The sequence below is a fragment of the Paludisphaera mucosa genome, assembly GCF_029589435.1.
GTDB lineage: Bacteria > Planctomycetota > Planctomycetia > Isosphaerales > Isosphaeraceae > Paludisphaera > Paludisphaera mucosa.
The window spans coordinates 64,706-84,664 of the sequence record NZ_JARRAG010000002.1 but is presented as its reverse complement, the minus strand read 5'-3'; the positions used below and the strand labels follow the sequence as shown (position 1 = coordinate 84,664).

At 70.5% G+C, this 19,959-nt stretch carries 21 protein-coding genes; 7 read left to right on the top strand and 14 right to left on the bottom strand.

Annotated features, from left to right (window positions below; all coding sequences use genetic code 11):
- Positions 1-96 precede the first annotated feature (96 nt).
- Both PZE19_RS09810 and PZE19_RS09805 read right to left on the bottom strand, forming a co-directional pair.
- Positions 97-936 (bottom strand): sugar phosphate isomerase/epimerase family protein, encoded by an 840-nt coding sequence (locus PZE19_RS09810; protein WP_277860430.1) that lies wholly within the window; start codon positions 934-936, stop codon positions 97-99.
- A gap of 4 nt (positions 937-940) precedes the next feature.
- The gene (locus PZE19_RS09805; protein WP_277860429.1) at positions 941-1,816 is read right to left on the bottom strand and encodes a bifunctional 5,10-methylenetetrahydrofolate dehydrogenase/5,10-methenyltetrahydrofolate cyclohydrolase; all 876 of its coding nucleotides are present in this window, start codon (positions 1,814-1,816) and stop codon (positions 941-943) included.
- A 187-nt stretch (positions 1,817-2,003) separates the two neighbouring features.
- Here PZE19_RS09805 and PZE19_RS09800 point away from each other — a divergent pair, with 187 nt between their 5' ends.
- From PZE19_RS09800 to PZE19_RS09775, 6 genes are all read left to right on the top strand, one after another.
- A complete protein-coding gene (locus PZE19_RS09800; protein ID WP_277860428.1) occupies positions 2,004-2,804 on the top strand; it encodes an AraC family transcriptional regulator in 801 nt (266 codons plus the stop codon).
- A 41-nt stretch (positions 2,805-2,845) separates the two neighbouring features.
- Positions 2,846-4,201: a ThuA domain-containing protein gene (locus PZE19_RS09795; protein WP_277860427.1), complete on the top strand. Its 1,356-nt coding sequence runs from the start codon at positions 2,846-2,848 to the stop codon at positions 4,199-4,201.
- An 18-nt stretch (positions 4,202-4,219) separates the two neighbouring features.
- A complete protein-coding gene (locus PZE19_RS09790; RefSeq protein WP_277860426.1) occupies positions 4,220-5,188 on the top strand; it encodes a sugar phosphate isomerase/epimerase family protein in 969 nt (322 codons plus the stop codon).
- The gene (locus PZE19_RS09785) at positions 5,185-6,339 is read left to right on the top strand and encodes a family 20 glycosylhydrolase (RefSeq protein WP_277860425.1); all 1,155 of its coding nucleotides are present in this window, start codon (positions 5,185-5,187) and stop codon (positions 6,337-6,339) included. Before PZE19_RS09790 ends, PZE19_RS09785 begins: the two co-directional genes overlap by 4 nt.
- 227 nt (positions 6,340-6,566) lie before the next feature.
- The gene (locus tag PZE19_RS09780; protein WP_277860424.1) at positions 6,567-7,334 is read left to right on the top strand and encodes a ThuA domain-containing protein; all 768 of its coding nucleotides are present in this window, start codon (positions 6,567-6,569) and stop codon (positions 7,332-7,334) included.
- Between the two features lie 140 nt (positions 7,335-7,474).
- On the top strand, positions 7,475-7,852 hold the full coding sequence (locus PZE19_RS09775; protein WP_277860423.1) for a CZB domain-containing protein: 378 nt from the start codon (positions 7,475-7,477) through the stop codon (positions 7,850-7,852).
- A gap of 13 nt (positions 7,853-7,865) precedes the next feature.
- On the opposite strand, the gene PZE19_RS09770 is transcribed toward PZE19_RS09775, so the two are convergent.
- From PZE19_RS09770 to PZE19_RS09725, 10 genes are all read right to left on the bottom strand, one after another.
- The gene (locus PZE19_RS09770) at positions 7,866-8,030 is read right to left on the bottom strand and encodes a hypothetical protein (protein ID WP_277860422.1); all 165 of its coding nucleotides are present in this window, start codon (positions 8,028-8,030) and stop codon (positions 7,866-7,868) included.
- Positions 8,002-9,351, bottom strand: a complete 1,350-nt coding sequence (locus PZE19_RS09765; protein ID WP_277860421.1) for a glycosyltransferase family 9 protein — start codon at positions 9,349-9,351, stop codon at positions 8,002-8,004. Before PZE19_RS09765 ends, PZE19_RS09770 begins: the two co-directional genes overlap by 29 nt.
- Positions 9,332-10,456 (bottom strand): glycosyltransferase family 4 protein, encoded by a 1,125-nt coding sequence (locus PZE19_RS09760; RefSeq protein ID WP_277860420.1) that lies wholly within the window; start codon positions 10,454-10,456, stop codon positions 9,332-9,334. Before PZE19_RS09760 ends, PZE19_RS09765 begins: the two co-directional genes overlap by 20 nt.
- Complete coding sequence (locus tag PZE19_RS09755) at positions 10,456-11,952, bottom strand: polysaccharide deacetylase family protein (RefSeq protein ID WP_277860419.1); 1,497 nt, start codon at positions 11,950-11,952, stop codon at positions 10,456-10,458. Before PZE19_RS09755 ends, PZE19_RS09760 begins: the two co-directional genes overlap by 1 nt.
- The gene (locus tag PZE19_RS09750; protein WP_277860418.1) at positions 11,945-12,646 is read right to left on the bottom strand and encodes a class I SAM-dependent methyltransferase; all 702 of its coding nucleotides are present in this window, start codon (positions 12,644-12,646) and stop codon (positions 11,945-11,947) included. Before PZE19_RS09750 ends, PZE19_RS09755 begins: the two co-directional genes overlap by 8 nt.
- Positions 12,643-13,407: a glycosyltransferase family 2 protein gene (locus tag PZE19_RS09745; protein WP_277860417.1), complete on the bottom strand. Its 765-nt coding sequence runs from the start codon at positions 13,405-13,407 to the stop codon at positions 12,643-12,645. The genes PZE19_RS09750 and PZE19_RS09745 overlap by 4 nt, the downstream gene beginning before the upstream one ends.
- A complete protein-coding gene (locus PZE19_RS09740; protein WP_277860416.1) occupies positions 13,400-14,470 on the bottom strand; it encodes a CDP-alcohol phosphatidyltransferase family protein in 1,071 nt (356 codons plus the stop codon). The genes PZE19_RS09745 and PZE19_RS09740 overlap by 8 nt, the downstream gene beginning before the upstream one ends.
- A 95-nt stretch (positions 14,471-14,565) precedes the next feature.
- Positions 14,566-15,510, bottom strand: coding sequence for a glycosyltransferase (locus tag PZE19_RS09735; protein WP_277860415.1), 945 nt, complete (start codon positions 15,508-15,510; stop codon positions 14,566-14,568).
- 145 nt (positions 15,511-15,655) lie between these two features.
- Positions 15,656-16,612 (bottom strand): sugar phosphate isomerase/epimerase family protein, encoded by a 957-nt coding sequence (locus tag PZE19_RS09730; RefSeq protein WP_277860414.1) that lies wholly within the window; start codon positions 16,610-16,612, stop codon positions 15,656-15,658.
- A 38-nt stretch (positions 16,613-16,650) separates the two neighbouring features.
- Entirely contained in the window at positions 16,651-17,475 is an 825-nt protein-coding gene (locus tag PZE19_RS09725; RefSeq protein ID WP_277860413.1) for a sugar phosphate isomerase/epimerase family protein, read from the bottom strand.
- A 177-nt stretch (positions 17,476-17,652) separates the two neighbouring features.
- On the opposite strand from PZE19_RS09725, the gene PZE19_RS09720 reads away from it, so the two are divergent.
- A complete protein-coding gene (locus PZE19_RS09720; RefSeq protein WP_277860412.1) occupies positions 17,653-18,117 on the top strand; it encodes a hypothetical protein in 465 nt (154 codons plus the stop codon).
- A gap of 6 nt (positions 18,118-18,123) precedes the next feature.
- On the opposite strand, the gene PZE19_RS09715 is transcribed toward PZE19_RS09720, so the two are convergent.
- Entirely contained in the window at positions 18,124-18,897 is a 774-nt protein-coding gene (locus PZE19_RS09715; RefSeq protein ID WP_277860411.1) for a phosphorylase family protein, read from the bottom strand.
- Complete coding sequence (hpnH, locus tag PZE19_RS09710; RefSeq protein WP_277860410.1) at positions 18,882-19,883, bottom strand: adenosyl-hopene transferase HpnH; 1,002 nt, start codon at positions 19,881-19,883, stop codon at positions 18,882-18,884. Before hpnH ends, PZE19_RS09715 begins: the two co-directional genes overlap by 16 nt.
- Between the last annotated feature and the right edge of the window lie 76 nt (positions 19,884-19,959).

Sequence of the window (19,959 nt, the reverse complement as noted above, 5' to 3'; positions counted from 1 at the left end):
AATACTCGGCCGCCGCCCGCAATTGGATACTGTACAAATTTACAAATCCGGGCGAGCGTGCAAACTTGATCGCGTGGCGAAGCTGGGTCGATTGGATCAGGCATGCTTCGCATACGCGGCGTCGAGTTCGCGCCGCAGGCAATCGATGCTGCGGCGGGCGGTCTCCTCGGCCCCGGGCGAGAAATCGAAGACCTCGACCGAAACCCAGCGTTCGTAGCCGGATGCGACGAGCGACTTGAGGATCGGGGCGAAGTCGACGTCGCCCATTCCCGGACCTTTCAGGTTGACGTCCTGGACGTGGAAGTGGCCGGCCTTGGCGGCGTGGCGGCGGATCAGCTCGGGGACGGTCGCCTCGACCTCGCCGCTCTGGGCCTTGACGTCCATGTGGAGCTTGAAATGCGGGTGGTCGACCCTGGCGATGAGCGCCTCGGCCTGGGCGCATGTGTTCAGGAAGTTCGTCTCGGAGGGGGCCAGGGGTTCCAGGCAGAGGTCGATGCCGAGGTCGCCGACGCTCGGCATGATTCGCTGGAAGACTTCGAGGGCGTATCCCTCCGCCTGTTCGTACGAAACGCCCGGGAGCAGGTCGCGCTGCTTCGGCGAGCCCAGCACCATGAGCGACCCGCCGAGATCGCGGGCGGCCTCAGCCAGGACCATGAGGTAGTCGCCGGTTCGGCGGCGGACGGCGGGGTCTGGCGAAGTGAGATAGAATCCCTCGGTTTTGGCGAGCAGCCAGTGCAGGCCGATCGTGGCCAGGCCGGAATCCTCGATAATGCGGCGGATCTCGCGGCGACGGTCGGCCGACAGGTCGGTGACGAGCGGGGCGAGAGTGAAGGGGGCGATCTCCAGGCCGTCGTAGCCGAGGCCTCGGACGGTCCGGCAGACCTCGGCGAGGTCCCAGCCCTCGAACAGCTCATTGCAGATTCCCAGGCGGATCACGGCCTCATCCTCGGCTTTCGGCGGAGAGCTTGGCGGCGAACAGGGTGTTGCGCAGGAGCATGGCCACAGTCATCGGCCCGACGCCGCCGGGGACGGGCGTGATCTTGCCGGCGACCTCCGCGACCTCGGCGAAGTCGACGTCGCCGCAGAGCTTGCCGTCGGCCTTGCGGTGGATCCCCACGTCGATGACGACGGCGTGGGGCTTGACCCAGTCGGCCTTGACCGCCTCGGGCTGGCCCATCGCGGCGATCAGCACGTCGGCCTCGCGGGCGAACCGGGCCGGGTCCTTCGTGCCGGTGTGGCAGACGGTCACGGTGGCGTCGGCCCCCTTGCCTTTCTGCAGCAGCAGGAGCGCCACCGGCTTGCCGACGACCTGCGAGCGGCCGAGCACCACGACGTGCGCGCCCCGGGTCTCGACTCCGGCGTCCTTGAGTAGCTCGATGATGCCGAGCGGCGTGCAGGGGACGAACCGGGGGTTCCCCTGGGCGAGCAGGCCGACGTTGACCGTGTTGAAGCCGTCGACGTCCTTGAGCGGGTCGACGCGCTCGATCACCTCGGCGGGGTCGAGGTACTTCGGCAGCGGGAGCTGGACGAGGATGCCGTGGACGGCCGTGTCGGCGTTGAGGCGGTCGACGGTGGCGAGCACCTTCGCCTGGGTCGTCTCGGCCGGCAGCCGGATCACCTCGCCGTGCATCCCGGCGGCCTTGACGGCGTTCTCCTTGTTGCGGACGTACACCCGGCTCGCCGGATCCTCGCCGACCAACACCACCGAGAGCCCCGGCGTGATCCCCGTCCGGTCGCGGAACTCCGCCACCTCGACCGCCAGCTCGCCGCGGACCCGCTCGGCCAGGGCCTTCCCATCCAGGATCTCAGCAGGCACGTGTCGTCATCCCCGTTCGGCGTGGTTGGTCGAGCATCCTCCGCGGGCTCCATTATGCCGGAACGACGAGGCGGTGGCGAGGGACGGCAGATCCGCCCGTCGCCCTGATGGGATCTGGCGGCCCGTCTCGTCCTGCGGGACGATGGCGTGGCTCGGCGGAATAGGGAACGGAAGAGGAGGCGCATCGGTGACGGCCATCCCGCCCGGAACGACGGAACTCCGGGGCTTCCTGCAGCTCGCGGAATTGTTCGACTGCCTGGACGACGTGGTCGTCTGGGTGAAAGACCGCGAGGGGCGGTATCGCTGGGTGAACCGGGCCTTCCTGCTGAACCACGCGTTCGGCGTAGGGGCCGCGGAGGCGGGGCCGCACGCACGCGAGGTGGTGGGGAAGACCGATTACGAGGTCTCGCCGCCGTTCCTGGCCGACCAGTTCCGGATGGACGACGAGTATGTGCTGGGCGGCCGGCGGATCGTCGACCGGATCGAGCTGGTGGGCCAGCCCGACGGGCGGACGGTCTGGAGCATGACGAACAAGATCCCGCTCTACGACGGACGCGGCGAGGTCGTCGCCACGGCCGGGCTGACGCGGAAGCTCGCCGAGCCGGACGCGGCCGTCGCGACCCTGTCCGGGCTGGGGCCGGTGCTGGCCTTCCTCCGCGACCATTTCGCCGAGCCGATCACCAACGCCCGGCTCGCGGCGATCGCCCACATGTCGGTACGCGCCTTCGAAAGGCGGTTCCAGGACGAGCTGCACACGACGCCGCAGAAATACCTGCGCCGGCTCCGCATCCGGCTGGCGGCCCGCGCGCTGGTGACGACGCGGCAGTCGCTGGCCGAGATCGCCGCGGCCTGCGGGTTCGCCGATCAAAGCCATTTCACCCGCGAATTCGGCCGCTGGTTCGGCCGCACCCCGCGCGAGTACCGCGCCCACTATTCGCGCCGCGACGGTCCTGTTCCAAACGCTGGCGTCGAGGCACAAGATCCCTGACCGGCGGCGGCGGTATAGTCCGGGCGAAGGAGGGCACTCCCATGCTCGGAAACCGTCGCCCCCGCAAGGTCCTGTTCGCGCTGGCGTTCCTCATCCTCGCCGCGGCGGCCGCGGCCGCCGCGCCGATCCGCGTGCTGATCCTCGGCGGCTCGGACGATCTCGATCGCCGGGCGTCGCGGCCCGTCTTGAAACGCCTCCTCGAGCGCTCGGGCCGATTCGACGTCCGCGTCTGCGAGACGCCCGTCGGCCTTGGCGCGAGGACGTTCGAGGGCTTCGACCTGGTCGTCGACGACGGCGGCGCGGGCGACGCGGCGACCGCGAAGGCCCTCGCGGACTTCGTCGCCTTGGGCAAAGGCCTCGTCGTCGCATGCGGCGGCGTCTGCGGGCCGTCGGCCGCCGCGGACCTTTCGCCGCTCCACGCGGGCTCCGTCCCGATCGGGCCAGCAGCGTTGCTAGCCGTCGCGATCGTCCACCCCGAGCACCCGATCGTCGCCGGTCTACCGGGCGAGATTCGCACCGTCGGCCCCGTCCCGGCCGTCGTCGCCGTCCCCGGGGGCGAGACGCTGGCCGTCGCCGGGGCCGAAAAGGCCCCAGTCCTCGCCGCTCGAACGCACGGTGCGGGGCGGGTGGCCGCGCTCGCCCTGGGTCGCGACGCCGCCGCCTTGCATGAGCCCCACATGGGAATGCTGCTGGCCCGCGCCTGCGAGTGGGCCGCGACGGGGGCCGTGGGCTCCGACGTCGCCAAGGCGCCGCCCACGGTCCGAGCCCTCCTGATCACCGGCGGCCACTTCCATGACGCCTCCTTCTACGGCCTGTTCGACGGCGTCGAGGGGCTCGACGCGCTGCCGGTCGAGACGGCGGCCGAGGCCTTCAAGAAGGACGTCCGCGACATATTCGACGTCGTCGTCTTCTACGACTTCACCCGGGACCTCGACGAGGAGGCCCGCAAGAACCTGCGGGCGTTCGTCGAGGCCGGCAAGGGGATCGTCGTGCTCCACCACGCCCTGCTCGATTTCCAGTCGTGGGCCTGGTGGTCCGAGGAGGTCGTCGGTGGCCGGTACCGGCTCCAGCGCGAGGGGGACGCGCCGTCGTCCGCCGTGATGGACGGCGTCGAGATGTTCGTCGTCCCGGCCGGCGAGCACCCCGTCCTGCGTGGCGTGGGCCCGTTCCTGGTCCGCGACGAGGCCTACAAGAATCTGTACCGATCCGAGAAGGATCGGCCCCTGCTGACCACCGACGCCCCGGCCAGCGACCCGATCCTGGCCTGGGTCGGCCCTTGCACGACGGCGCGGGTCGTCGCGGTGCAGCTCGGCCACGGGCCGTCGGCCTACACCCACCCGTCATATCGCAGACTCGTCCACAACGCGGTCCGTTGGTCGGCCCGCAAGCTCGACTGAATTCCAAGGAGCCTCGTCGTGAAGATCGGCCTCTACAGCATCACGTATCTGGGCATGTGGTACCGCGGCGAGGCGCTGACCCTGCCCGAGATGATCGAGAAGGCGGCGGAATTCGGGTACGACGGCATCGAGATCGACGGCAAGCGCCCCCACGGCAACCCGCTCGACTGGCCGACCGGCCGGTGCCGCGACCTCGCCGGCCTGGCCCGCGACCGTGGCGTGCCGATCTACGCCGTCGCCGCCAACAACGACTTCAGCAACCCCGTGCCCGAGGTCCGCGAGGCCCAGATCTGCTACCTCCGCGAGCTGATCCGGATGACCGCCGACATGGGCGCGCCGACGCTCCGCGTGTTCCTCGCCTGGTGGGGCGTGACCCGGCACCCGCAGCTCGCCACCTACGACATCGCCGAGGGCTACTGGCCGATCGTCCACGAGAAGTTCTCGCACGACGAGATCTGGGGGTGGTGCCGCGAGGCCCTCGTCGAGTGCTCGCGGTACGCGGCCGAGGCCGGCGTCACGCTCTGCCTCCAGAACCACAAGCCGCTCATCAAGGACCACACGGACGTCTTGAAGATGGTCCGCGAGGTCGACTCGCCGCACCTCAAGGTCTGCCTCGACGCCCCCCTCATGCCCGACCGCAGCGGCCCGGCGATCGACGCCGCGGCGCGCGAGGTGGGCGACCTCCAGGTGCTCACCCATTTCGGCGGCGAGTTCGAGCGCCGGGCCGACGGCTCGATCCACGGCTTCGAGCGCAACGACGGCGTCGTCGGCGAGGACACCGAGCGCTACTATCGCGACTTCGCCCGCTCGATGAACGCCATCGGCTACGACGGCTACATCGGCTACGAGCTGTGCCACCAGCTCCCCGTCGTCGACGGCCGGACGGTCGGGATCGAGTACGCCCACGAGAACGCCCGCCTCGCCGCCGAGTTCATGCGGAACCTGATCGAGGCGGAGTCCGCCGTGGGAAGCGGGGTGGCGCGATGAGCCGATTCGCGGCCCTCGGCCTGATCGTGCTCGCGGGACTCGCCGCCGCGGCGCGGGCCGACGAGCCCGACCGGCTGGACGCGGTCCTGCCGGTGCGGGGCCTCTGCATCGCGTCGCCGAGCCCGAAGCGGGTCGACGAGTTCGCCAGGTTCATCGAGCTGGAGCTGGCCCCGCGACACGTCAACACCCTGATCCTGCGGGTCGACTTCAACTACCAGTACGCCAGCCGCCCCGAGCTGGCCTCGGCCGACGGCCTGTCGAAGGCCGACGCCGCGAAGCTGGTCGAGGTCTGCAAGAAGCGCAAGATCCGGATCATCCCGCAGGTCAACCTGCTGGGCCATCAGTCCTGGTCCGGACACGTGGGCAAGCTGCTCCAGGTCTATCCGGAATTCGACGAGACGCCCTGGGTGAAGATGCCCGAGAAGTACAAGTGGCCCAACCCGGACGGACTCTACTGCAAGAGCTACTGTCCGCTGCACCCCAGGGTCCACGAGGTCGTCTTCCCGGTCGTGGACGAGATCTGCGAAGCCTTCGAGGCCGACGCCTTCCACGCCGGGCTCGACGAGGTCTTCTACATCGGCGAGGCCAAATGCGAGCGCTGCGGCGGCAAGGACCGCTCCGTGCTGCTGGCCGACGAGGTCAAGCGGATCCGCGACCACCTCGCGGCGAAGAATCGGCGGCTCTGGATCTGGGCCGACCGGCTGATCGACGGCCGGACGACCGGACTGGGCGAGTGGGAGGCCAGCACCAACGACACCCACCGCGCCGTGGATTTGATCCCGAAGGACGTCGTCCTCTGCGACTGGCACTACGTGCGCCCCGACCCGACCACCGTCGCGTTCGCCCTCAAAGGCCTCGACGTCGTCGCCTGCCCCTGGCGCAAGCCCTCGGTCGCCCTGATGCAGCTCGAAGACATGACGAAACTCCGCGAGCGGTCGTCGCGGGCCACCCGCAAGCACCTGCTCGGCATGGTCCAGACCGTCTGGTCGGGGGCCGACGGCTTCATCGACGAATACTACGGCCGCCGCCCTCCGCGCCGGGACGCGAAGCCCGACGAGTCGGAGGTCGCCTGCTTCCACGCCCTCTTCGACGCCGTCGGCAAGCTCGAAGCGAAGGGCGAATCCGCCGCGGCGACGGAGGAAGGCCGATGATTTCCAGCGACCGCCCTTCTCCCGCCGGGAGAAAGTGGCCCGCAGGGCCGGATGAGGGTCGCGGCGCTTCGCGTCCGCCTGCGCATTCAGTACGCCAACCCCCTCCCGAAATCCGACGACCCTCATCCGCCTCTTCGAGGCGCCTTCTCCCGGGGAAAGGAGGATCTGTCGGCGCCGGCCGCATTGTACGTCGCCCCATCATCCGGGGCTCCGCCACGGCGGCCCTCATGGTCCTGCTATCAGTCGCCACGGCCACGGCCCAGGAGCCCAAACGGTTGCTGGTCGTCGGCCAGAGCAAGGGGTATCAGCACGACGCCGTCTCGACGGCGATGGCGACGTTCTACGACCTGGGCCGGAGCACGGGGCAGTGGGAGGCGACGCTCCGCACCGACTGCGGGAACATCACGAAGATGCCGCTGAAATACGAGGCGAAGAACCTCGATAAATTCGACGCCGTCGTCTTCTTCACCGACGGCGACCTCGACATGGACGACGCCCAGAAGGCCGACCTGCTCGCGTTCATCCGCGACGACGGCAAGGGGTTCCTCGGCGTCCACAGCGCGACGATCACGTTCCCGTCGTGGCCCGAGTACCGCCGCATGCTCGGCGGGGCCTTCGACGGCCACCCCTGGGGCCAGTTCGAAGCCCCGCTGATCGTCGAGGATCGCGACTTCCCGGGCTTCCGGTCCCTCCCGCCGAGCTTCACGCTGAAGGACGAAATCTACCAGATCCAGGGCTTCTCGCGGGCCGACGCGCGGATCTTGCTGCGACTCGACCCCGATCGCATCGATCGGTCCAAGAAAGGCGTGCACGATCGCGGCGATTTCCCCGTCGCCTGGGCTCGGCCGTATGGCAAGGGCCGCGTGCTCTACAACGGCCTGGGCCATCGCCGGGAGGTCTGGGAACGGACCGAATTCCGCGACATGTGGGTCGAGTCGACCCGCTGGGTCCTGGGGCTCGCTCCCGGCGACGCCACGCCAAGGCCGAGGCCCTGAACCGCCGCCGCTCGGCGGATGCGACGGCCCCTCGCGCGCGTTATGCTGGCGCTCGTCGCATCAAGAAGCGTGGAGCCGAAGCGGGAGCCGCGACGTCGCGGGACTCGTCGCGACGACCCGCCTTCGAGGGGGATCCCGCCATGATCGATCCGGCCAGCCTCGACCACGCGATCGCCTCCCACGCCAAGTGGAAGTTCCGGCTGCGCGAGGCCATCAAGACCGGGAAAAGCGAGTGGACCGTCGAGACGGTGCGTCCCGACGACCTCTGCGAGTTCGGCAAGTGGCTGAACGCGCTGCCGCTCGCCGACCGCATGAGGAAGGAGTGGCGCGAGGTGAAGTCGCTCCACGCGAAATTCCACGTCGCCGCGGCCGGCGTCCTGGAATCGGCCGTCGCCGGGCGTCAGGCCGAAGCGACCGACGCGATGGCCTCGGGGGGCCCGTTCACCGACGTCTCCGTGAAGCTGGTCAGGCTCATCTCGGACTGGAAGCAGGCGGCGGCCGAGGCCGGCGGCCGTTGAGCTTTCGTCGGGCTCAGAAGAGGCCGTCGATCCAGGAGCGGAGCCAGGGGAAGCGCGTCCCCACGGCCGAGTAGAGGTACGCCGCGGACCAGGCGGCGACCCAGGCCAGGACGACCCAGCCCCGGGCGTCGACCGACGGGGCCTTCCGCTCAGGTCGCAGGGTTGTAGTCGTGTTCATAGGCGATCTCCAGGTCGCGGGACGGGGAGGCCTCTCGCGCGGGCTCGGTGCGGTTCGTCCGGGCCAGCCAGCGTCGCGCGGCCCGGTAGACGCGGTCGGGTTCGAGGCCCGTCATGCAGGGATGGTCGGCCAGGGGGCACGTCTTCTGGTGGCAGGGCCGGCACGCGACGCGGTTGCGGAGCACCAGCGATCGCGACGACCAGGGCCGCCACTGGACCGGGTTGTTCGTGCCGCTGAAGAGGATCACCGAGGTCGCGCCGGCCGAGGCCGCCAGGTGGGCCGGACCGGAATCGGCGCCGATGAACAGATCGGCGCGTTCGAGCAGGGCCGTCGTCTGGGGGACGGTCAATCGCCCCGACCAGTCGACGAGCCGGTCGTCGGGCGTCAGGATCCGCGAGAGCGGGGGGTCTTCGGGTCCGCCCACGATGACGACCCGCCAGCCGTCGCCCAGGAAGCGCTCGATGAGCGCCTTCCAGTGCCGCTTCGGCCAGCGCTTGGCGGCCGTCCCGGCGCCGAGGTGGACGGCCAGCATGGGCGGGTGGGGACGAAACTGTTCGGCCTGCAGGCTGGCGTCGGACTCGCGGCCCGGGGCCGTCCTCGCGACGCGGCCGCGGCGGCGGCCGGCGCGGCGGGGCCAGGCGTCGAGCAGGCGGGCGGCGACCTCGGCGCGGTCGTCGTCGCGGACGTGGACGAGGGCGCGGCCGCCGAAGTCGGGGGCGACGCCCAGGGGTTCGAGCAGGGCGAGCCGCGAGCGGACCTCGTGGCGGCCGGGCGCCCATTCGGCGACGTCGGTCAGCAGGAACGAGCCGCCCCCCATCGCGAAGCCGACGCGCCGCGCGACGCCGCCGATCGCCAGGACGAGGATCGAGAGCACGTCGCCGCGGACGTCGATGCCCAGGTCGTAGCGGTCGTCGCGGAGCGAGGCGCCGAGCCGCCAGACCTCGGCCGCGAGCCCGCGCCGCGACGGGCTGCGCTCGAACCACGTCCGCTCGGCGATCCGCACCCGCGTCACGTTGGCGTCGGCCTCGAAGACCTCGTGATTGCTGGGCGAGGCCAGGACGTCGATCTCGGCCTGGGGATAGGCGTTGCGGAGCTGCCCGATCAGCGGCGCGGTCAGGACGGCGTCGCCCAGATGGTCGAGCTGGACGACGAGGATCCGTCGGGGCGCGTCGACCTCGCGGGGGGGCCGCAGCCGTCGCCAGATCGGCGCGACGAGGCCGCCGGCCGCGTCGAACGCGCGCACCAGGATCCGCCATCGCAGCTTGCTGTAGCGATAGCGCCCGGTCCGAACAGGCTTGAGGTCAGTCGGCGACCTGATCATAAACCTCCGCCGTGAGCTTGGCGACGCGGTCCCAAAGGTAGTTCGAAGCGACGTGGGCCGCAAGGCCAGGTCGCGGCCCTTCGCGCCAGGCCCGCGAGAGGGCCTCGCCGATCTCGTCGACCTTCCACGGCCGCGCGTAGGTCGCGCGGTCGCCGAAATACGACCGGGTCGACCCGTGCGGCGTGACGACCACGGCCGCCCCGGAGAGCGCGGCCTCGAGCGCGGCCAGGCCGGGCGTCTCGAACCAGCTGCACAGGGCGAAGACCCGCGCGGCGGCGTAGGTCGACGTCAGCAGCGGGTCGTGGTGGTCGAGCCCTTCCAGCCAGACGACGCGGTCGCCGCCCTCGCGGCGGCACTGCCTCTCGTAGTTCTCGTGCTGCGGGGGCGCCTCGCCGACGACGACCAGCGGCAGCCCCAGCCGTCGCGCGGCGCGGATCACGCCCAGCGGGTTCTTGCGGGGCTCGATCCGGCCCACGAACAGGACGAACTCGAAGTCGCCCACGCGCTCGCGGAAGAGCCGGGGCGAGCCCCAGCCGAATTCCGGCAGCACGCCGTTGGGCACCACGCGGATCCGCCCGCGGTCGACGCCGAAGAGCCGGACGAGCTGGTCCGCCTCCTCGTCCGAGTTCGGCAGGACCCGGTCGGCCGTCGCGAGCAGCTCGCGACGCCAGCCGGGCAGGCCTCGGAACGCGCGACGCATCGCCCACGCCCCGACCGCGCCGAGCTTCCGGGCCGCGGTCGGTTCGAGCGCCCAGAGGGCCCTCGGCTCGTACCAGCAGATCGGCGAGACCACGATCGGCACCCGTCTCGCCCGCGCCGCCCTCGCCAGCTCCAGGCCCTCGCGGGACATGCCGAACAGGTGCAGCAGTCGCGCGTGGTCGAGGCGGTCGGTCCAGGGCGAGAAGAGTCGCACCGGGACGTCCAGAGCCTCGAGGTGACGGCCCGTCTGGATCAACTGGTTCTCGCCGCCGCCCGGCGACTGGAAGGCGGACGAGGGGGCGTGCAGGTAGGCCGAGCCCGACGGCGGCGGCCCCTGCGACCGCGTCGCCAGCCAGTGGGCGGCGTTCGGCGCGGTGTCGAAGGTTTCGAGGGATCGGTCGTCCATCAGTCCGTCCCCGTCCTCTGGAGTTTCCAGCGCCGAAGTCCTTTCTTCACGCGGCCGGCGAGCGTGGCCTGCGAGATCTCCTCGATCGGCGTCACGGTCTCCCAGTCGATCGCCCGCCGGACGAGCTGCTTGAACGTCGCCGGGCGTCGGTCGGGCGTCGGCGGCCGCACGAACCGCCGGGCCGGCGTCGGCCGCCGGTCGTAGGCGAGCGAGGCCAGGTCCAGGATCGTCCGGGGTCCGGTCAGCGGCATCAGGCAGCGAAACTCGCCACGTTGGATCTCCAGCGCCAGGGGGTAGTCGGCGTCCCAGTCCTCGAACTGGACCTCGAACCGGTCGGGGCCGCGAGGGATGGCCAGCCACTTGCGGGCGGCCCGCCATCGCCACCAGCGGGCCATCTCCGTCAGGGTCGTCCGCCAGACGAGGGGATAGCGGTCGAGCGTCGCGGCCAGGGCGAGCGGAACCTCGGGCATGCGGCCCAGCCGGCGCTCGGGGTGGCCGTAGACGAACGCGGGCTCGCCGGCCTCGATCTTCTCGGCGACCACGGCCGCGAGGTGTTCGGCCACGCAGCGGCCGCCGCTCGCGCCGGCGTCGAGGAAGAGCCCCTCGCAGATGGGATGGACGGGGACCTGCAGAACCCTGGAGAACCGCCCGTCCTTCCACGGGAACGACGGCAGGTCGTCGTAGCCGAGCTGGAAGTCTGACGAATACGAATAGCCGAGCGACTCCAACGCGTCGTCGAGCGAGGGGTTCCAGCGGCCGTGGGGGGCGGCGAAACCCTCGACGTCGAAGCCCCGCCCGCGGAGGATCCGGTCGGCCCGCTCCAGGTTCCGGAGGTTGGCCTCGGGGTCGCGGTAGACGTAGTGGTAGTGCCCGTGCGACTGGGCGTCGCGGCCGGCCAGGTCGGCCAGGACCTCGCGCTCGCCGCTGTAGGCGTTGGTGTTGACGAAGTGCGTACAGCAGTCGTTCAGCAGGTTCCGGCCCAGGGCGAACCGGAAGTAGTCTTCGGCCACGGGCTCGTCGAGGTCGACCCGGAGGTTGAACGCCGAGCGGAACGGGTGCGGGAACGGCGCGAGCCGCATCCAGACGCCGTCGTGGGCCGCGACGACGTCGCGGAGCTGTTCGATGAGGCGTTCGCGGATCCAGGCCTTGGGATGACGGGAGACCCGCTCCCGGAGCGTCCAGCCCCGGACTTCCCACGCGCCGCGCATCGGCTTGTCGTCGATCAGCGCCTGGAAGGGGTCGACGGACTCCCCCTTGCGGAGGAAGTCGACGTCGATCGCGACGTGCGCCGAGGTCAGCAGCGACCGCATCGCCGCGGCCGGCTCGCTTCGGCCGTCGAACAGGACGAACCGACCGCCCCGGAACGCGAACGGGTGCGCGTCGCGGACGACTTCGAACGCGACGCCCTCCTGCGCCAGGATCGTTTCGAGCCCCGGCGGGGTCTTCCACAGGAGGAAGGGGAGCGCGGCCGGCCTCGGCCCGAGGATCTCAGACATTCGAGCCTCCGCCGCCCCGCGCGACCCACAGAGCCATCAGCCGCGCGGACGGCAGCCGGCGGAAGAGCATCAGCCGCTTCTCGGCCGGCGACAGCAGGTGCACGACCCGGACGTCGGCGAACGACTTCAACAGTTCCTTGCGCAGCCGGCTGGGCCAGAACCATCGCTCGCGGACGGGGCCGTCGGAGGGATACATCCAGCGTCCCCGGCGCTCGTCGATCTTCTTCACGAGGGCGCTCGGCATCCACGGCCGCTGGGAGTTGAACGAGGCCAGGCTCTTGTCGACGATCGCCAGCGCGCCGCGAGGTGTTAAGACGCGGCTCGCCTCGGCGATCGTCTCGTCCCACGTCGCCGGGTCGAGGTGCTCGAAGACCTCCACCGCGATCACGGCGTCGAAGCTCCCCGAGGGGAAGGGGAGGCTGCGGGCGCTGCCGCGGACGCGGGCGATCCCGTCGGCCTCGGCCAGCATCGCCGTCGATAGGTCGAGGCCCGTCACGGTCGCGCCGTGGTCCTGCAGGGCGCGGGCGAACCGGCCCTTGCCGCAGCCCAGGTCGAGCACGCGGAGTCCCGCGACCGGCCCGATGGCGTCGAGCACCCCGCGCAACCGGTAGTCCTCGGGGTCGAGCGCGTCCTTGAAACGCCAGTGCAGGGCGTCGAACCGGAACGTGACTTCCGCCTCGTGTGCCGAGATCATGTGACCTCCATGTGGTCCAATTCCCGCAACTTCCATGTGCGGACGGCCGCCGATACGCCGGACAACGCGCAGAACATCAGGCCTTCGAGCCCGTCGCGAAACCCCTGCTTGTACAGGTAGAGCTTGAGGAACAGCCAGGCCGGCCGGAGCGTCAGGTCCGTCGCCCGGAAGCGGGCCCCGGCTCGGTGCAGATCGCGGGCTTCGAGCGACGTGTACTGGTCGATCTTGTGGAGGAAGACCCGGACGTCGGGCAGCGTGCGGTGGTCCAGCGGCCCCAGCATCCGGCCCGTCGTCCCGTCGAGCTGCACCGTCTCGTGGACCCGTCCCGTCCAGGCGCCGCGATCGCGGCGGAAGAGGCGCAGCGGCAGGTCCTGCTGCGTGCCCGAATAGCCGAACGGGCGGCCGAGGATCTCGCTACGGATCGGGATGCGGAACCCGGCGTGGGGGTTCGACGGGTCGACCAGGGCGCGGGCGATCTCGACGGCCAGCTCGGGGGTCGCGCGCTCGTCGGCGTCGATGGAGAGGATCCAGTCGCCCGAGGCCGCCTCGCGGCCCGCGTTTCGCTGGGAGGCGAAGTCGTCGAACGGGCGGACCAGCACCACGTCGGCGAGCCGCCTCGCGACGCCCAGGGTGTCGTCCTCGCTCGACGTGTCGACCACCACGATCCGCTCGTGCGCGAAGGCGACCGAGGCCAGGCAGCCGGGCAGGTTGGCCTCCTCGTTGCGGGCGACGATCAGGGCGGTGATCCGGGGCTCAGGCATGCGCCACCCCCTTCCGCGCGATCCCGGCCAGAGCACGCAACGGGAAGTAGCACGCATAGACCGCCAGCGCCACATCGAGCCGGCCGACGGCGGCCAGGACGATCCACAGATGCCAGCGCAGGTCGGCGTGGCCCAGCGCCCCGACGAGCCTCTTGAGCGATCGGAGGAGCGAGCCATTCCGGATTGTCGGCGCCGGCCGGGGTGCCTCGCCTGCCGCGGGCGCTGACGCCTTTTCAAGCACTTGGCCCGTGAGCGACTGGATGAGGAAGAGGTATTTGCCCGAGGCGAAGAGCATTCCCAAAACCAGCCAGGCCGGCGAGCCGGTCGCGGCGAACGTCGACCATGCGATCGCGGCGTGGAGCGCGAGGTCGGCCAGCTCGTCCAGCACCTGGTCGAGCCAGCGGCCGAAGGCGGAGCACGAGCCCTGGAGCCGGGCGAGCCGGCCGTCGGCCGTGTCGAGCACGAGGGCCGCCGCGAAGGCGAGCGCCGTGGCCGTGCGTCCCGGCCATCCGAGGCCGCCGCAGGCGACGGTCGCGACGCCCAGGAGCATGAGCCCCCCCGCGGCGAGCGTCAGGCTGTTCGGCCCGACACGGGTCGGCTGCAGGGCCGCGGCGAGGCGGTCGGCGAGCGGGAAGGCCCAGTATCGGCCCAGGGGCTGGTAGTTCAGCCGACGATTCAACTCCTGCTCGGCGCCGGCCAGAGCCTCGGGGCCGTCGAGCCGCCAGAAGGCGGCGGCCTCGGGGTCGCGGCCCAGGCGGACGGCCCGCTTGAGGCGTCGGCCGTCGTAGAGGCGGTCGGTGCGGACGACCGCGACTCGCCCGGCGGGCTCGGCCTCGATCAGGGCGACGCGGCCGGGCTCGGCGTCGGCGAGCAGGGGGGCCACGTCGGGCGCCTGGCCCCGGCCCGCGAGCACGGCGATCGTGCGTCCGGGGCCGACGGCGGCGAGGGCCTGATCGATCAGGCGGGCGAGCACCGGGCGATCCAGCACGACCTCGGCGGCGAGCAGGCCGCGAGGCCCGCGCGGGCGGGCGTCGATCACCAGATTGAGGGCCGCGGCTGCCATCCTTCGCCTCCCTGCGGTCGTTCGTTCCCCTCGGTCGGTCTCGACCCGGCGTCCGTCGCGATTCCTTCGCGACCCTCCGCCGGATCGTCATGCGATCACCAGTCGAAGCGGCGGAAGAACGCCTCCTGGCGCTCGACCCAGCCGGTCGATCCCGCGTGCAGGGCGCTTCGGGCCCTGGCGACCTCGGGCCAACGCGAGGCCGCCTCGAGGAAGGCCCGGCGGAAGGCCCGCCCGCCCCGGGCCAGCCGGACGGCCAGCCAGCCGAGGTGCTTCGCCAGCCGCACGCCGCGGAGGTTCTTCCACGCGAAGATCAACGTATTTCGGATCGCCAGGCCGTCGCAGCGGGCCTCTCCCAGCTCCGGCGCGAAGGTGGCGAACCCCTTGTGGTAGGCGGTCGACTCGGGGACGTAGTAGCCACGGAGCCCGGCCATCCAGGCCCGGAAGCCGAGGTCGAGGTCCTCGATGCGGCCGGGGAAGTAAATGGGATCGTAGCCGCCGATCGCCAGGAACCGGGCACGGTCGACGGCCAGGATGGGTCCCGCGGCGGCGGTCAGGTCGGCCTCGTGGATGCGGGCCTCGTGGCCCGGCACGCGGCACATCCCCTGCACGAGGCCGAACCGCGTCCGGACCCGCGTCCGCATCCCCTCGTAGAGCCGGCCGTCGAAGGTCCAGCAGAGGGGCGCTGAGAAGAGCGCGTCGGGCCTTTCCGCGAAGGGGCGGAGCAGCGGGCCGACGGCTTCGGGGGCGAGCTTGACGTCGTTGTTGAGCAGCAGGACGACGGGCTCGTCCAGCTCCTGCAACACGTCGTTGAACGAGGCGAGCCCGCGGTTGGGCCGGCGGACGACGCGGACGTCGGGGAACTCGAAGGCCAGCCGGGCGAGCGAGTCGTCGGTCGAGTCGTTGTCGACCACGACGACCCCGCAGGGGACGGGCGATCGGCGCGCGGCCTCGATCACCGAGGGGAGGCACTCCTGCAGGAGCGCCCGGCCGTTGTAGTTGAGCACCAGGATCTGGGTGCGATCGAGCGACACGGGTTCCATCCCTGATTCGTCGTCGTTCGTCGTGGCTCGGGGCGTCTCCGCGGCCTGCGCGCCGCAATCCGCCGATTTCGTCGCGTACCTTACGAAACGACGCGGACCCGGTCAAGGCCGGGTCCGCGCCGGATCGATGCGGAGTCGCGGTCGCTCAGGCGTGGTATTCCGAGCCGCGGAGCTTCTCGAGGAGCTTCTTGGTGGCCTTGATCCCCTCGGGCTCGCTCAGGCCGCCGCCCTCGTACTCGATGCCGACGAAGCCGTCGTAGCCCGAGTCGGTGACGATCTTCATGATCCGGCCGAAGTCGAGGTTGGACTCGTTCCCCTTGTCGTCGAAGTCGTAGCTCTTGGCCGAGACTCCCTTGGCGAAGGGCATCATGCGGGCGATGGCGTCGTAGACGTCGATCGAGTACTTGCCGCCGGACTTGGGGAAGTTGCCGAAGTCGGGCAGGGTGCCGAAGTACGGGCTGCCGACGGCCTTGATCAGGGCGAGCAGGGCGTCCGGGTTGCTGGACGGGCCGCCGTGGTTCTCGCAGATGACGTGGATCTTGTGCTCCTTGCCGTAGGCGGCCAGCGCGCCGCAGGCCTCGGCCGCCTTCGTCACCTCGGTCGGGGTGTAGTGCTCGCCGGTGTTGACGCGGATGGCGTGGCAGCCCAGGGCGACGGCGGCGTCGACCCACTTCTTGTGGTTGTCGACGGCCTTGTCGCGGTCGGCCTTCTCGGGGGCGCTCAGGTCGCCCTCGCCGTCGATCATGATCAGCACGTTGGTGACGCCGTGGTCGGCGGCGCGCTTCTTGAGGTCTTTCAGGTAGACCGAGTCGTGGGCCTTGTCCTTGAAGAACTGGTTGACGTACTCGACCCCTTCGATGCCGAACTCCTCGCGGGCGATCTTGGGGAAGTCGAGGTTGTCGATCTTCTTGGCGCGGAGCGCCTTGTGCAGCGACCACTCGGCCAGCGAGATCTTGAAGTCGCCGATCTTGCCCGACTTGGGCGCGCCGGTGACGTCGGCGGCGAACGCCAGGCCGCCGCGCAGGCCGAGGCCGAGCAGCGCGCCGCCGGCCGCGGCGCCTTGGAGGAACGAGCGACGGTTGAGCGATTCGTGACGACTCATGGGAGGCTCCTGGGCTGGAAGGGCGGGTCGATTGGAGTTCAGGCGAACGGGATCGATTTCTCGTCAAGGATGCGCTTGAGGGCGTTGGCCGCGTCGGCGAAGCGTTCCGGGCCGGTGAACCCGTACGACAGCTCCGCCACGGTGAGGTGGGGTTCGAGCACGACGAAGCCGTCGTAGCCGTGGCGTACGGCGTCTTCGAGCAGGACGGGGATCTGGCCGTCCCCCTCGCCGGCGGGGACGTTGCGGTGCTGCTCTTCGCTGTAGTCCTTGACGTGGAAGTGGGCGGCGAACGGCCGCAGGAGCGTCCAGGCCGCGTCGATCGCCTGGCCGACCTCGACGTAGTTCGCGGGGTCGAAGGCGTGCGTCAGGGCGGGCGAGTCCACCGTCGTCAGCAGGTCGTGGACGCGGTCGGCACGGTCGCCGTAGATGCCCTTCTCGTTCTCCAGGTACAGGACGACGCCGCGTTCCAGGGCGACCTCGGCCAGCTCGGCCATGCGATCGACCACGGCCGAGCGATGGATCGCCGGGTCGTCGCCGGGGGGCATGTAGAAGCTGAAGACCCGGATGCGGGCGCACTCGTAGAAGTCGGCGACGTCGAGGGCCCGGGCGAAGCGGGCGAGGTGTTCGTCGAAGGGGTCGGTGATCCTGATCTTGCCGATCGGCGAGCCCACGGCGCTGAGGCCGAAGCCGGCGTCCTTCAGGCGGGCTCGGAAGTCCCGGTGCTGCTCCTCGGAGAGGTCGAGCACGTTGGTCCCGTGGATGGCGCGGAATTCGATGTGCTTGACGCCGTGGCGGGTCAAGACGTCGATCTGCTCCCCCGGGTCCTGGGAGATCTCGTCGGCGAAGGCGCTGAGGCGGATCATCGGGGGCGTGTCTCGCGTCGCGTCCGGAAGGCTCGTTCGCGTCCCTCTCCGCGATGATAGCAGTTCGGCGCGAAACCTCCAGGGGCCGGTGGTGCGGCGCGGGGCTTCCGAGTACGATACGTCGGACCGCTCGACGAGGACCCGGATCAACCGCCCGGCATCTTGGGACGCCCGCCCATGTGGACCCTGCTCTTCACGTTCGCCATCTACTGGCTGGTGGCCTTCGTCGGCTGCTTCGTAGCGGTCGAGATCGCGCAGGACGCCCTCTACGACCAGGTGACTCCGCGGGCCGGGCTGAAGGTGACGCTGGCCTCGGTGGTCCTGGGCCTGGTGATGACCTACTTCCACCCCTCGTTCGAGTCGATGTTCACGACGAACGTGCTGTGGACGGTCTTGCAGGGGATCGTCTGGGTCGGGGCCTTCATGCTGATCCTCCAGTTCCACCCCTGGCACGCCCTGGGGCTGGGGGCCTTGCTGATGTGCCTGGTCGCCCCGCTGGCGACGATGGGCGTCGACAGCATGCTCGCGCCCGACGCCCAGGCCCAGCGGGTCCGCGCGGGCGCCTCCGCCGCCGCGACCAAGCCGGTCCGAGGGTCGCTCTCGCCCGGCGCGGCACCGGCCCCCGCGGCGAAGACGCCCTGACCAAGTCTACGCCAGGCTCCGCAGGAAGACCTGGAGCCCGTCGGCCAGCCGGTCGGCGCTCGCCATCGCCTGGGCGTGGAGCGACCAGAAGTCCTTGACGGCCGACGGCCGGCCCCACAAGGCGCGCAGGGCCGCGCCGACGCGGTAGCTGCCGGTCGTGTTCAGGAGCCGGCCGATCTCGGGCGGCAGCTCGGTCCGGGCGTCGTCGCTGACGACGCGGAGCGAGAAGAAGGGGATGCTGCGGTCGCGGGCGGCGACGGCCGCGGCGAAGGTCTCCATGTCGATCAGGTCGGCCCGGTGCTCCTCGCGGAGACGGGCCTTCTCCTGGACGCCGGAGATCACGCGGTCGACCAGGAGCAGGCGGTCGACGACCCGAAGGCCCGGGACGGATTCCGCGACGCTCGCGTGCAGCTCGACGACCGCGCCCGAGGCGTCGGCGACCGATCGCGGGACGACGAGGTCGTTGCGGTTCAGGGCCGGGTCGAGGGCGCCGGCGAAGCCGGCCGAGACCAGCACCCGCGGGCGGTGGCCGTCGAGCAGGTGGGCGACGCCGCGGCGGGCCGAGGCGGGGCCGACGCCCGAGGCGACCACCACGAGCAGGCGGCCCTCAAGCTCGCCCTCCACGACCGTCAGCGAGCGGGCCGTGTAGCGGCGGACCTTCGAAAGCTTGTCGATCAGGTGGCCGGCCTCCATCGGCATCGCCATGACGACGCCGACGTCGGCCGGGGTGGGCGGTGGGGCCAGGCGTGCGTCCCCGGGTCGGCTCAAAGGAACTGCCACTTGACCATCTTGAGGGTGTCGCCCAGGCGGCTGTTGACGCCCAGGGCGGCCGAGGTCTCGAAGCCCGAGTGCATCATGCAGTTCTCGCAGCGCGGGTCCTTGCCCGGGCCGTAGTCTTCCCACTCCGTCTTGTTGATCAGGTCGCCGAAGGTCGGGTGGTGGATGTCCGTGATGAGGTAGCACGGGCCCTTCCACCCCTTGATGTTGCGGGTGGGGTTGGCCCAGGCGGTGCAGCTCAGCTCGCGCTTGCCCTGGAGGAATTCCAGGTAGATCGGCGACGAGTAGAACCGGTACTTGCGGAACATGGCCTCGGCCGCCCGGAACTTGGTCCGGATGTCGGCGCGGGTCATGAACATGTCTTTCGAGTCGACCGCGGCGTAGCCGTAGCCCGGCGAGATCAGGAAGCCGTCGACGTCGATGCTCGTGAGGTAGCCGAACAGCTCGTCCAGCTCGTTCATGTCGGTCTCGTGGAAGACCGTCGTGTTGGTGCAGACGAGGAAGCCGGCCTCCTTGGCCGCCTTGACTCCGTCGACGGCCGCGTCGAAGACGCCCTTGCGCTCGACGGCGATGTCGTGGTTCTCGCGCATGCCGTCGAAGTGGACGTTGAAGAAGAATCGGGAGCTGGGCTTGAAGTCGGCGATCTTCTTGCGGATGAACATGCCGTTGGTGCAGAGGTAGACGACCTTCTTGCGCTCCAGGATCTTGGCGGTCAGCTCGCCGATCCCGGGATAGATCATCGGCTCGCCGCCGCAGATCGAGACCACCGGCGCGCCGCATTCGTCGACCGCGGCGAGGCACTCGTCGATCGAGAGCTTCTGCTTGATCGTCTGCGAATACTCGCGGATCCGCCCGCAGCCGGTGCAGGTCAGGTTGCAGGCGTGGAGCGGCTCCAGCATCAGGACCATCGGGAACTTCTTGGCCCGGGAGAGCTTCTTCTTGGCGATGTAACCGGCGATCCGGCTGGTCATCTGCAATGGGAAACGCATGCGGCGATCACTCCCTTGTTCTGCTTGCGTGCACCGAATCGGGCGGACCGGATCGGATCGGACGGGATGGACGGGG

Bases quoted from the DNA above. Each gene is read 5' to 3' on its own strand.
- PZE19_RS09775 (WP_277860423.1), top strand. From the start codon at position 7,475: ATGATCGATCCGGCCAGCCTCGACCACGCGATCGCCTCCCACGCCAAG.
- PZE19_RS09770 (WP_277860422.1), bottom strand. From the start codon at position 8,030: ATGAACACGACTACAACCCTGCGACCTGAGCGGAAGGCCCCGTCGGTC.
- PZE19_RS09750 (WP_277860418.1), bottom strand. From the start codon at position 12,646: ATGATCTCGGCACACGAGGCGGAAGTCACGTTCCGGTTCGACGCCCTG.
- PZE19_RS09740 (WP_277860416.1), bottom strand. From the start codon at position 14,470: ATGGCAGCCGCGGCCCTCAATCTGGTGATCGACGCCCGCCCGCGCGGG.
- PZE19_RS09720 (WP_277860412.1), top strand. From the start codon at position 17,653: ATGTGGACCCTGCTCTTCACGTTCGCCATCTACTGGCTGGTGGCCTTC.
- hpnH (WP_277860410.1), bottom strand. From the start codon at position 19,883: ATGCGTTTCCCATTGCAGATGACCAGCCGGATCGCCGGTTACATCGCC.
- PZE19_RS09755 (WP_277860419.1), bottom strand. From the start codon at position 11,952: ATGTCTGAGATCCTCGGGCCGAGGCCGGCCGCGCTCCCCTTCCTCCTG.
- PZE19_RS09735 (WP_277860415.1), bottom strand. From the start codon at position 15,510: ATGGAACCCGTGTCGCTCGATCGCACCCAGATCCTGGTGCTCAACTAC.
- PZE19_RS09730 (WP_277860414.1), bottom strand. From the start codon at position 16,612: ATGAGTCGTCACGAATCGCTCAACCGTCGCTCGTTCCTCCAAGGCGCC.
- PZE19_RS09745 (WP_277860417.1), bottom strand. From the start codon at position 13,407: ATGCCTGAGCCCCGGATCACCGCCCTGATCGTCGCCCGCAACGAGGAG.
- PZE19_RS09780 (WP_277860424.1), top strand. From the start codon at position 6,567: ATGGTCCTGCTATCAGTCGCCACGGCCACGGCCCAGGAGCCCAAACGG.
- PZE19_RS09725 (WP_277860413.1), bottom strand. From the start codon at position 17,475: ATGATCCGCCTCAGCGCCTTCGCCGACGAGATCTCCCAGGACCCGGGG.
- PZE19_RS09760 (WP_277860420.1), bottom strand. From the start codon at position 10,456: ATGGACGACCGATCCCTCGAAACCTTCGACACCGCGCCGAACGCCGCC.
- PZE19_RS09765 (WP_277860421.1), bottom strand. From the start codon at position 9,351: ATGATCAGGTCGCCGACTGACCTCAAGCCTGTTCGGACCGGGCGCTAT.
- PZE19_RS09785 (WP_277860425.1), top strand. From the start codon at position 5,185: ATGAGCCGATTCGCGGCCCTCGGCCTGATCGTGCTCGCGGGACTCGCC.
- PZE19_RS09795 (WP_277860427.1), top strand. From the start codon at position 2,846: ATGCTCGGAAACCGTCGCCCCCGCAAGGTCCTGTTCGCGCTGGCGTTC.